This window comes from Saccharopolyspora elongata (assembly GCF_004348985.1).
Lineage (GTDB): Bacteria > Actinomycetota > Actinomycetes > Mycobacteriales > Pseudonocardiaceae > Saccharopolyspora > Saccharopolyspora elongata.
On record NZ_SMKW01000045.1, the window covers coordinates 64,100 to 74,111 of the forward strand.

The 10,012-nt window shown below is 69.0% G+C and carries 13 protein-coding genes and 1 pseudogene; 7 read left to right on the forward strand and 7 right to left on the reverse strand.

The features are described from left to right. Positions 1 to 10: 10 nt before the first annotated feature. A complete protein-coding gene (locus E1288_RS28860) occupies positions 11 to 2,413 on the forward strand; it encodes a Tex family protein (RefSeq protein WP_132490496.1) in 2,403 nt (800 codons plus the stop codon). 75 nt (positions 2,414 to 2,488) lie between these two features. On the opposite strand, the gene E1288_RS28865 is transcribed toward E1288_RS28860, so the two are convergent. Both E1288_RS28865 and E1288_RS28870 read right to left on the reverse strand, forming a co-directional pair. Continuing rightward, a complete protein-coding gene (locus E1288_RS28865) occupies positions 2,489 to 2,749 on the reverse strand; it encodes a DUF397 domain-containing protein (RefSeq protein WP_132490460.1) in 261 nt (86 codons plus the stop codon). Continuing rightward, complete coding sequence (locus E1288_RS28870; RefSeq protein WP_132490462.1) at positions 2,746 to 3,597, reverse strand: helix-turn-helix domain-containing protein; 852 nt, start codon at positions 3,595 to 3,597, stop codon at positions 2,746 to 2,748. The genes E1288_RS28865 and E1288_RS28870 overlap by 4 nt, the downstream gene beginning before the upstream one ends. 120 nt (positions 3,598 to 3,717) lie before the next feature. Here E1288_RS28870 and E1288_RS28875 point away from each other — a divergent pair, with 120 nt between their 5' ends. Together E1288_RS28875 and E1288_RS28880 are read left to right on the forward strand one after the other, a co-directional pair. Beyond that, positions 3,718 to 3,927: a zinc finger protein gene (locus tag E1288_RS28875; protein ID WP_132490464.1), complete on the forward strand. Its 210-nt coding sequence runs from the start codon at positions 3,718 to 3,720 to the stop codon at positions 3,925 to 3,927. A 58-nt stretch (positions 3,928 to 3,985) separates the two neighbouring features. Beyond that, a complete protein-coding gene (locus E1288_RS28880; RefSeq protein ID WP_132490466.1) occupies positions 3,986 to 4,288 on the forward strand; it encodes a hypothetical protein in 303 nt (100 codons plus the stop codon). 165 nt (positions 4,289 to 4,453) lie between these two features. On the opposite strand, the gene E1288_RS28885 is transcribed toward E1288_RS28880, so the two are convergent. From E1288_RS28885 to E1288_RS28900, 4 genes are all read right to left on the reverse strand, one after another. Further along, positions 4,454 to 5,197 (reverse strand): metallophosphoesterase, encoded by a 744-nt coding sequence (locus E1288_RS28885; protein ID WP_132490468.1) that lies wholly within the window; start codon positions 5,195 to 5,197, stop codon positions 4,454 to 4,456. A gap of 89 nt (positions 5,198 to 5,286) precedes the next feature. Continuing rightward, a complete protein-coding gene (locus E1288_RS28890) occupies positions 5,287 to 5,682 on the reverse strand; it encodes a hypothetical protein (protein WP_132490470.1) in 396 nt (131 codons plus the stop codon). Then, positions 5,679 to 5,969 (reverse strand): glycosyltransferase, encoded by a 291-nt coding sequence (locus tag E1288_RS28895; protein ID WP_165968295.1) that lies wholly within the window; start codon positions 5,967 to 5,969, stop codon positions 5,679 to 5,681. The genes E1288_RS28890 and E1288_RS28895 overlap by 4 nt, the downstream gene beginning before the upstream one ends. 93 nt (positions 5,970 to 6,062) lie before the next feature. Beyond that, the gene (locus E1288_RS28900) at positions 6,063 to 6,560 is read right to left on the reverse strand and encodes a GNAT family N-acetyltransferase (protein WP_132490474.1); all 498 of its coding nucleotides are present in this window, start codon (positions 6,558 to 6,560) and stop codon (positions 6,063 to 6,065) included. 115 nt (positions 6,561 to 6,675) lie between these two features. Here E1288_RS28900 and E1288_RS28905 point away from each other — a divergent pair, with 115 nt between their 5' ends. The 4 genes from E1288_RS28905 to E1288_RS28920 all read left to right on the forward strand — a co-directional run bounded on the left by E1288_RS28905 (position 6,676) and on the right by E1288_RS28920 (position 9,759). Beyond that, a complete protein-coding gene (locus tag E1288_RS28905; RefSeq protein ID WP_207954602.1) occupies positions 6,676 to 6,861 on the forward strand; it encodes a DUF4267 domain-containing protein in 186 nt (61 codons plus the stop codon). A gap of 660 nt (positions 6,862 to 7,521) precedes the next feature. Further along, positions 7,522 to 7,932, forward strand: coding sequence for a helix-turn-helix domain-containing protein (locus E1288_RS28910; protein ID WP_132490476.1), 411 nt, complete (start codon positions 7,522 to 7,524; stop codon positions 7,930 to 7,932). A 73-nt stretch (positions 7,933 to 8,005) separates the two neighbouring features. Beyond that, positions 8,006 to 8,563, forward strand: coding sequence for a M48 family metalloprotease (locus E1288_RS28915; protein WP_132490478.1), 558 nt, complete (start codon positions 8,006 to 8,008; stop codon positions 8,561 to 8,563). Beyond that, on the forward strand, positions 8,560 to 9,759 hold the full coding sequence (locus tag E1288_RS28920) for an MAB_1171c family putative transporter (RefSeq protein ID WP_132490480.1): 1,200 nt from the start codon (positions 8,560 to 8,562) through the stop codon (positions 9,757 to 9,759). Before E1288_RS28915 ends, E1288_RS28920 begins: the two co-directional genes overlap by 4 nt. A gap of 133 nt (positions 9,760 to 9,892) precedes the next feature. On the opposite strand, the pseudogene E1288_RS49030 reads toward E1288_RS28920, so the two are convergent. Continuing rightward, positions 9,893 to 10,012: pseudogene (locus tag E1288_RS49030) on the reverse strand (IS30 family transposase); the annotation flags it as partial.

Below are 10,012 nucleotides of genomic sequence, written 5' to 3' on the forward strand. Positions count from 1 at the left end.
CGGAATCAGCATCGTGACGACTGTTCATCAGAAGATCGCCGAGGAGCTCGGCGTCCGCGAGCGCCAGGTGCAGTCTGCCGTCGACTTGCTCGACGGCGGGGCGACTGTGCCGTTCATCGCGCGCTACCGAAAGGAAGCGACCGGCGCCCTCGACGACGCCCAGCTGCGCACGCTCGAAGAGCGGTTGCGCTACCTGCGCGAGCTCGAAGAGCGGCGCACGACGGTGCTGGAATCGATCCGCTCGCAGGGCAAGCTGACCGACGAGCTGGAAGCTCAGGTCAACGCGGCGGACTCGAAGGCGCGGCTGGAGGACATCTACCTGCCGTACAAGCCCAAGCGCCGCACGAAGGCCCAGATCGCCATCGAGGCGGGCCTGGAGCCGTTGGCGGACCGGCTGCTGTCGGACCCGAGCAACGACCCGCAGGAGACCGCGGCCGGGTTCGTGGACGCCGAGAAGGGCGTCGCCGACGCCCAGGCCGCGCTGGACGGCGCGCGCTCGATCCTGGTCGAGCGGTTCTCCGAGGACGCCGACCTGATCGGCGAGCTGCGCGAGCAGGTGTGGACGCGCGGCCGGATGGTCTCCAAAGTCCGCGAGGGCAAGGAGGAGGACGGCGCGAAGTTCGCCGACTACTTCGAGTTCTCCGAGGGCTTCGCGGACCTGCCGTCGCACCGCATCCTGGCGCTGTTCCGCGGCGAGAACGAGGAGGCCCTGGAGCTGGCGCTGGAGCCCGACGACGGCGCGGAGCAGGTGGGCCCGACCGACTACGAGCTGCGGATCGCGCAGCAGTTCGGCATCGCCGCGCAGGGCCGCCCGGCCGACAAGTGGTTGTCCGATGTGGTCCGCTGGGCGTGGCGCACCCGCATCTTGACGCGGCTGAGCGTGGACCTGCGGCTGAGGCTGCGACAGAACGCTGAGGACGAGGCGGTCCGGGTGTTCGCGGCGAACCTGCGAGACCTGCTGCTGGCCGCGCCGGCCGGTTCGCGTGCCACGATGGGCCTGGACCCGGGCTTTCGGACCGGCGTGAAGGTCGCGATCGTCGACGGCACCGGCAAGGTCGTCGCGACCGACACGATCTACCCGCACCAGCCGCAGCGGCAGTGGGACCAGGCGCTGGCGAAGCTGGCGACGCTGGCCAAGGCGCACAACGTGGACCTGATCGCGATCGGCAACGGCACGGCGTCGCGCGAGACGGACAAGCTGGCGGGCGACCTGATCAGCCAGAACCCGGACCTGAAGCTCACCAAGATCTCGGTCTCGGAGGCGGGCGCGTCGGTGTACTCGGCGTCGGCCTACGCGTCGCGGGAGCTGCCGGAGCTGGACGTGTCGCTGCGCGGCGCGGTGTCGATCGCCCGGCGCCTGCAGGACCCGCTGGCGGAGCTGGTGAAGATCGACCCGAAGTCGATCGGCGTCGGCCAGTACCAGCACGACATCTCGGAGACGAAGCTGTCGCGTTCGCTGGACGCGGTGGTCGAGGACTGCGTGAACGCGGTCGGCGTGGACGTGAACACGGCGTCGGCGCCGCTGCTGACCCGCGTGTCGGGCATCAGCGAGGGGCTGGCGGACAACATCGTCCACCACCGCGACAGCAACGGCCCGTTCCGGACCCGCAAGGCGCTCAAGGACGTGGCGCGGCTGGGCCCGAAGGCGTTCGAGCAGTGCGCGGGCTTCCTGCGGATCCCGGACGGCGACGACCCGCTCGACTCCTCGGCGGTGCACCCGGAGGCCTACCCGGTGGTGCACCGGATCCTGGGCAGCACCGGCGGTGAGATCACCGGGCTGATCGGCAACGCGAAGGTGTTGAAGTCGTTGCGTCCGCAGGACTTCGTGGACGACAGCTTCGGCCTGCCGACGGTCACGGACATCCTCGCCGAGCTGGACAAGCCGGGCCGCGACCCGCGGCCGGAGTTCAAGACGGCGACGTTCGCGGACGGCGTCGAGAAGATCGCCGACCTGAAGCCGGGCATGACGTTGGAGGGCGTGGTCACGAACGTGGCGGCGTTCGGCGCGTTCGTGGACGTGGGCGTGCACCAGGACGGCCTGGTTCACGTCTCGGCGATGTCGAAGAACTTCGTCAACGACCCGCGCGACGTGGTGAAGTCGGGCGACATCGTGCGCGTGAAGGTCCTGGACGTGGACATCCCGCGCAAGCGGATCTCGCTGACGCTGCGCCTGGACGACGAGCCGGGCGCAGGCGGGCGCCAGGACCGCGACTCCGGCCGGGGCCAGGGCGGCGGACGCGGCCAGGGCGGCGGCGGCCGCAATGGCGGCGGTCGTGGTCAGGGCGGCCAGGGACGCGGTGGTCAAGGCGGTCAGGGCCGGGGCGGTCAGGGTCGCGGCGGTCGCGGTCAGCGCAACGACGCCCCGTCCGGATCGATGGCCGACGCCCTCCGCAAGGCGGGCTTCGGCAAGTAGCCGTTTCAGCTGGTCAGGGCCCGTGCGTACTTTTGGTTGCCATAGCGACAAAAAGTACGCACGGGCCCAGTGCGCTCAGCGCTCGAACCGCCCGGCCTTGATGGCGGTGACGAATAACCGCCACTGCTGGCCGGTCGTGGTGAAGTACCCGGCATCCCGGTCCTTCGAGTCCCGAACCGCCGCACCAACAGCGGTCGGCGCGACCTCGACGCACGAACTTACCTGCTGAGACCGCGAGGACTTGCGCCAACTTCCTTCTATACGGCCCACCTCGACGCAGTTGTCGGTGTTGGTACTGCGGCGAGACTTCCGCCAGTCCGTGGGGGTTGTGCTCATGCTTGTACCTCCTCCAGTTCTTCGGCAATGCGCGCAATCAGCTCTATCGAACTCGCTGGATCCATTGCCATCTGTCGAAGGGTAACCACGGCGTCCTGGTACGCTGCTACTTCCTTTGTATGTATGAAGACGCCCGAAGCGAAGTGCTCCAGGTGAACGATCGGGGCGCTCTTCGGGAACTCGTACACGATGAACGAACCTGCTAGAGCCGCATGCCAACGTTCCGAAACCGCAGGCAGAACCATGATCGTGACGCTTGGCAGCTCGCCCATCTTGAGAAGATGCCGCAGCTGGTCCGCCATGACCGCGACGCCACCCAGCCGGTCTCGTAGTGCGGACTCCGAGATGATGGCCGTCAAGTCCGGCGAGCCCGACCGGAACAGCACATCCCGCCGACCTACTCGCATCGCTATGCGTGCTTCGAGATCTTGGCCAGGCACCTCGCCCATGATGGCTCGTGCGTAGTCCGACGTCTGCAGCAAACCAGGAATTACCCCGGTGGCAACATCGACGATGCCGGTGGCGGTGCGCTCGAACTCGATGATCGTCGTGAGCTCGCGGCGAAGCCCGTTCTTCCCCGTCTCCAGCCAGTTCGGCTGATCGACTCCACGAGCCATGTCGACCAGCTCTGCGTACCTCTCACCCTTCACTCCGAGCGTCGCCAAGATCTGGGCCACGTCTTCGGGTTTCGGTGATCGCGTGCCGGATTCATAGCGAGACACCGACACGTAGCTGACGCCGATCTGCGCCGCGAGTTCCTTCTGCGTGAGCCCGGCTGCCAGTCGGCACTCGCGGAGTTCGACGCCGAGTGCTCGGGACTTCGGGGTGTGTTCGGATTTTCCGACCATGAAAACCACCCTATGCCTTTGACGTGCACAAACAACCCCCGATCGGGTAGTTGATCAGCAGATTTACCACCGGCAAACTCTTCCCGGTAAGTGCGGTAAATCAAGCGATGGGGGTCGTGGATGTATCCGTTTCATTGGGTGCCTGCTGCTGGGCAGCGGCATGCGAGCTTGGACGAAAGGCCTTGTGGCTGCTCGTATCCGACCGGGACGCAGGTGCTGACGCTGTGCCTTCAGCATCTTTCCGCCGATAACAGCGAGCTGGCCTGGTTCTGGGACACCTGCCCCGAGTGCAACCGCGAGGCTCGGCGGCTCGCCGGTGTCGGGCCTTGAGCGCGAAAGCCGCAGCCCTGGAAGAAGTCGCTCACCTGCTTGGGAAAGGAATCGCGCGATGAACCCGTTCTGGACCGCCCTGTCCTGCCTGGGCTCGATGCTGCTCGGCATGTCCCTGATGTACGTCTACCGCCGGCGCCTGCCCCAGCACGCGGGAGCGGGCGAAGGCGCTACGAACGTCTGGCAGTTGATCGACCACGTGGAAGCCGAAGCGAAGCGGAACGCCACCCCGACCGGCAGGCACCACCTGCGAGAACCCCGGGAGCCGACCGAACATTCCACACTGGACACGGTGCCGATCCACGAGCCCCCGTCGTTCGAGCTCCACCACCGGGTTCTGGAAGCCCTGCAACGCCTCTGACCCTCAGGCCAGGCTCGATGCCACCTTCCCCGACCCCGAGGCATCGAGCCGACGCGGCCGGGCGGCGCACCGCCCCCTCCCCCAGGCGCCGTCCGGCCGCACCCCACTCAGAATCCACAGTGGATACTGCGATCCGGTATTACTAGCCGTTGGCCATCGCCGCGGTCAGGGCACGACGCGGAAGTGGGTGGTCAGGCGCCCATCGTCGGCCAGCACGTGGAATGCGATACCGGGCGGCACATCGCGATCGTCCGGGCGGTCGCCTTCCCAAGCCATGCGCAGGTTCCAGTTCACCGCCGGTCCCACGAGCAGCGGCCGCCCGGCGAAGGTCGAGGCGGCCGCGGTGTGGGCATGCCCGGTCAGCACGGCGGCGACCTGCGGGCGCGCTTCGAGCACGGCCGCCAGTTCTTCGGACTGTTCCAGCAGGATTCCGTCGATGAACGGGTGGTGGAGCCCGACCGGCGGGTGGTGGAACGCGATCAACGCCCGGACATCCGGCGGCAGTTCGTCGAGTGTGGCGCCGATCCAGTCGAGCGTCTGCGCGTCGAGCCGCCCCTCGTCGCGGCCCGGGATCGTGGAGTCGCACATCAGGATCGCGGTCCCGGCGACGTGGTGGACCTGGTTGACGGGCTCGCCGCCGGAATCCCCGCCAAGCAGGGCCTTCCGATACTCCGGGCGCGCGTCGTGGTTGCCCGGGCACATGAGCACCGGGAACGGAGCGGCGAGAATCCGCGCCGCCTCCTCGTATTCGGCCTCCTCGCCGTGATCGGCGATGTCCCCGGTCACCAGCAGCGCATCCACCGGACGGGGTAAGGCCCGAAGGTGGTCCATCACGCGGGTGGCGCGTTGCGTCGCCCACTGGCTGCCGTCCAGGTGCAGATCGCTGATCTGAGCGATCAGAACGGTCATCTCTCCTCCAAGACGTGAGCTTCAGGCGCAGAACTTCCCAATTTTAGGCAAAATCGGAACCCACCGGCCCACGCCCGAAGCTCCCAATTTTAGGCAAAATCGGAAAACCCCTCGGTGCTACTCGACCGTCCCGGACCAGGTGTCCAGCCGCGGTGAAGGAATCCAGGTACGAGCACGACGCGGGTAGCCGAATCCAGGTCCGCGGTGCAGGTGAGGTCGAAGCTCCCCGACTCGCGCACCGCGAGTTCCACGACGAACGGGCTCGCCTCGGATCGCAGCAGATCGACCAGCTCCGACTGGGCCTCGTGGAAATCGTTGCCGAGGCGGAAATGCGCCGAGCCGACGGGATAGGTGGTCTCGGTGACGCCGGGCGTGATGCGCAACCAGGTGGTCGCCGCCTCCCCTGCGTCCGCCAGGAAAGCCTGTGCCAGCCGCCGCGCGGCGGCGTGCAGTTCCGTCGTCAAGTCGAACTCCTCGGCACTCATCGGATCGATTCCAGGGCCGCGAGCACCGGTTCCGCCCCGTCCTCGGCACGGACGGTCTCGGCGAGCCGGGACGCGTTCACGGCGTAGCGGGGCGCGGCGAGCGACTGCCGCATCGCGTCGGCGAGCCGGTTGGCCGTCAGCCGCCGCATGGGCACCGGCGCCGGGCCGACCTCCAGGGACGCCAGCCGGGCCGACCACAACGGCTGGTCGGCGAACACCGGGACGCCGGTCGATGGGACACCGGCGCGGACTGCGGCACCCGTGGTTCCGGCACCGGCGTGGTGCACCACCGGTGATCAGAACTCGCACCGGCCCAGTATGTCCAACCGCGCGTGAACGATGGCGGGGTTCGCGGCGACCGACTGCGCGATCCGGACGCGTCAGGAGGCGCGCGGCAGCGCGAGCCAGTCCTGCCAGGTGATGTCACGGCCCAGATAGCGGGGCTGCTGGAAGGGCCAGTCGGCGGCGATCCACTGCGGGACCAGCGCGTCGAACGCGCGCTCCGCCTCGCCGCCGACGAGGTCGTCCACCACCCACCAGGCCACCTCGCCGTCGGAGCCGGCGCGCTCGGGCGGGTCGATGTAGACGCAACCGAAAAGTGCCGTCTCGCCCTCGTCCAGCAGCGCGTAGTTGAACGACTGGTGCGCGTCTATCTCCTTCTCGTGCCGTAGCAAGTCGGCGCGATTCTCCTCATAGGTCATCGTCTCCCTGGGCCAAGACCAGGCCGGCCCGAAGATCTCCCACAACCTCTCCCGGGAGCCCATCACGGCGGGGTAATCGCGCACGGCGTCCGCCTCCCGGATGGGCCGCAGGTGAAACGCGGTGCCGGGCACGGGCACGTGGACGGGGTGAACGAAGCCGTCGGGGAGCCAACTCATAAGGGGCGAGGCTACCGCCGGTCGGCGGGCGACCACCGGGCTTCGGCAAGACCGACCGCGATCCGGCAGAAGGGCTCTAGGCGAACTGGTCGATCAGCAGGTCCAGGCGGGCCTTGTGGACGCGATCATCCCGTTCGGCGACACGATCGCGGTCCTCACCCACGGCGGCACACCGGCGACGGCCTTCGGCATCCACGCGGCCACGGGAGTGGTCGTGGTCGTGGCAGGAATCCTCCTGCTCTGCGAACGACCGCTCCCCACCACCACAACCGCGCCGACCCGCCAAGTCGCGACGGCGTAGCGATCAGCAGTACGCCCAGCCGACGGGCGCCTTCGGGAAAACACTTCAGGACGCCACGGCGAGCGACCGGCCAGCCGGGTCGAGATGAGGCGGTGCGCGAGCACGCCTCGCCCGCGCTGGCTCGCCCCAGGATCACCAGCCGCTTCGAAGTGGCTCAGCCGGGCGCGGGGCGACGGTTTCGCGCGAAACCGGCGCCCGGCAGGCGTGGCGAACGCCGTTTTCTCGCGAAACCGTCGCGCAGAACACTTCCCGAACAGCCTCTACAGCCCGCCAGAGAACTCATGATCATCTAGCTGCACATGGCACCCAATCAGCTCGGAACGGTCAGTCCGGCGCTCAGGAAGCCGCAGCTATCGGAGTCGAACGGATTCCGGTGAGGCTGTCGACCCACACCGGGCGGCCGGGCGCCGCAGATCTGCACCTCGACGAGGCGCTGCGCTTCCTCGCGAACACCCGGCGACCGGGCCCGGCCGCCGGTTCGGCCCCTGGTGCCAGGCAGGGCACGGGTCGACGCGCGACCCGTGCGCCGCCTGGCACACCCCCAGGTTCCGGACCCCCCGGAATTCCACGATCGTGTAATCCGATCAGACGGTAGTCTAGAATGTGAGAAATCGTCAACGACGTGGTGGGCACGCGTGCTGTGATCTCGGAGTGAGTGCGATGGCTGACCCAGGGGCCGCCCTGGCCGAACGGCTGGCGTGGCTGCGGGAATCCTTCCCCAGCCCCGAAACGGGAAGACCGTACGACGTCAAGACGATCGCTACGGCGACGGGAATGTCGGTATCGCAGCTCTACAAGATCCTTTCCGGCGAATCGCCCAATCCCGGCTGGCAACACCTGAAAGCGCTGGCCGCATTCTTCCGAGTGCCATTGGACACGTTCGACAACAGCGAGCACGGCGAGAAGATCCGGGCGCAGCTGGCCACCCTGGTGGAACTGCGCGCCCTGAAAGAAGAAGGCGTGGAGTCCGTGAGCCTGCGTGGACTGACCGCCGCCCAGGCCGACCGGATCCGGGGCGTGGTGGAAGACCTGCGCCGCTCCAACAGCACCACTGGTCGCGATGAGTCATGAGCGCGGTCACAACTCGGATCCGACATCGTTCCGCTGCGCACGGCTGGTGCTACCGGTGAGCCACGATCGGGACGTGACACGATCCGACCATCGCGATCTGACGGCGCGGTGCCAGGAGCTGGCCGCCGCGCTGCCGCTGCCCGCGCCGTGGGACCTGCAGACGTTCATCGCCGAGCTGGCCGAGGCCCGCGGCCGGCCGATCGAGCTCCGCCAGGTGTCCACCGTGGACTTCGACAGTCCCTGCGGGGCGCTCGTCTCGCTCACCGACCGGGACGTGATCGGCTACGTGACCAGCACCCCGCTGCACGAGGAGCACATCATCCTGCACGAGGTCGGCCACCTGGTGTGCGGGCACTCGGACACCAGGCTCGCCGACTCGCCGATGGTGGCCGCGCTGGTGCCGGACCTGCCGCGGGAGCTGGTCGAGAGCGTGCTGGGCCGCTCCGCGTTCGACGCCACCACCGAGCAGGAAGCTGAGCTGGTGGCGAGCCTGTACCTGTACCGCGCGGGCCGCGTGCCCGCGCCGATCCGCGGCGTGCGCAAGCTCGACGCGAAGAGCGGCCGCACGCTCCGCCAGATCCAGGCGACGTTCGACAGCGCACGCCGCCGAGGGCCCGAGAAACTCCGATGATCAGCATCATTCTGCAAGGCGCGGGGATCGTTGCCGTGCTGGCGGCGGTCACGAAGCTCGTGCAGTCCCGGCGCTCGTTGACGCCGAGCGTGGTCTACCTGTGCGGCGCGATCGGCTTCGTCGGCCTGTCGGCGGCCCTGGTGGCCCCGGCGTCGCTGCTCTGGGTGTCCGCCTGGGAACCGATGCCGAACCTCGGCCGGCTGGTGGCCAACATCCTGGCCATGGTCGCCGGCGTGTGCGTCCACGGGCTGCTTACCCACCTGGTGCACGACGGCGCACGGGCGCGGCGGGTGATGCGCGTCCAGGGCCTCGTGGCCGCCGTCGCCGCGGCCACCATGACGGCGTTGATGATCGCCGCCGGCATCCCGTTCCACCCCGAGTTCCTGTCCGCGTTCGCCGACCGCCCGGCGGTGGCCGCCTACGTCACCGTGTTCGCGCTCTACATCGGGTGGGCCACCTCGGTGTTCGGGTGGTTCCTGCGCCACTACATCGCCCAGAGCAGCCGTCGCTGGTTGCGCGCCGGGCTGCGCACGATCCAGGCCGGTTGCGTGGCTTCCGCGGGCTGGGCGCTGACCAAGATCGCCGCCGCGGTGTGGGCGGTGACCGGGCATGACCCGGGCGTGCTGGACCCGCTGGGCGGCGCGTGCGCCGGGGCCTGCGTGGCGCTGGTGGCCGTCGGGGCGACGATGCCGGTCTGGGGCCCACGGGTGGCGATGCCGATCACCTGGTGCCGCGCCAAGTTCCAGGCCCGGAAGCTGCATCCGCTGTGGCGGCGGCTGGCCGACGAGCTGCCGCAGATCACCCTGCCCGCAGGCGCGGTCGCCTCGAACGCGCAGTTCGCGCTGTACCGGCGGGTGGTGGAAATCCGGGACGCGCAGCTGGTGCTGCGGTCCTTCGTCCACCCCGAGGCGGGCGACTGGGCCCGCCGGGCCGCCGAGGAGGCCGGGCTCGACGAGCGGGCGACCCACCAGGTGGTGGAGGCGGCCGGCCTGGCGGCCGCGCTGGACGCGCACGTCGCGGGCCACCGGCACCGCACCGAACCGGGCGAGGCCACCGCGCCGTACCGGGGCGTGGCCGCCGACCTGCACACCGAGGCGCGCTGGTTGATCCAGGTCGGCCGCGCTTTCGATCGCTCGCCGATCGTGTCGACCGTGCGGGACCGCGCCCGCGCCGACCTCCCGGACCCGACGCCCTAGCAGGGACCGGGCTCGCCGGGGTCCGAACAACGCCGGTTTCGCGCGAAAACGTCACCACCAGGCACGGCAAACGCCGGTTTCGCGCGAAAACGTCACCCCCCAGGCACAGCGAACGCCGGTTTCGCGTGTGTTTTCAGGGGGTGGGTGCAACACCAAGCGCTTGGGCTAGTGCGTGTGATGGTGTCATCCAGCCGAGGGTCTGGCGGGGGCGGGTGTTGAGTTCGTGGGCGATGGCGTCGAGGTCTTCTTGGGT

Coding starts and splice junctions, on each gene's coding strand:
- E1288_RS28865 (WP_132490460.1), bottom strand. CDS start 2,749: ATGAGCACAACCCCCACGGACTGGCGGAAGTCTCGCCGCAGTACCAAC.
- E1288_RS28870 (WP_132490462.1), bottom strand. CDS start 3,597: ATGGTCGGAAAATCCGAACACACCCCGAAGTCCCGAGCACTCGGCGTC.
- E1288_RS28875 (WP_132490464.1), top strand. CDS start 3,718: ATGTATCCGTTTCATTGGGTGCCTGCTGCTGGGCAGCGGCATGCGAGC.
- E1288_RS28880 (WP_132490466.1), top strand. CDS start 3,986: ATGAACCCGTTCTGGACCGCCCTGTCCTGCCTGGGCTCGATGCTGCTC.
- E1288_RS28885 (WP_132490468.1), bottom strand. CDS start 5,197: ATGACCGTTCTGATCGCTCAGATCAGCGATCTGCACCTGGACGGCAGC.
- E1288_RS28890 (WP_132490470.1), bottom strand. CDS start 5,682: ATGAGTGCCGAGGAGTTCGACTTGACGACGGAACTGCACGCCGCCGCG.
- E1288_RS28900 (WP_132490474.1), bottom strand. CDS start 6,560: ATGAGTTGGCTCCCCGACGGCTTCGTTCACCCCGTCCACGTGCCCGTG.
- E1288_RS28910 (WP_132490476.1), top strand. CDS start 7,522: ATGGCTGACCCAGGGGCCGCCCTGGCCGAACGGCTGGCGTGGCTGCGG.
- E1288_RS28920 (WP_132490480.1), top strand. CDS start 8,560: ATGATCAGCATCATTCTGCAAGGCGCGGGGATCGTTGCCGTGCTGGCG.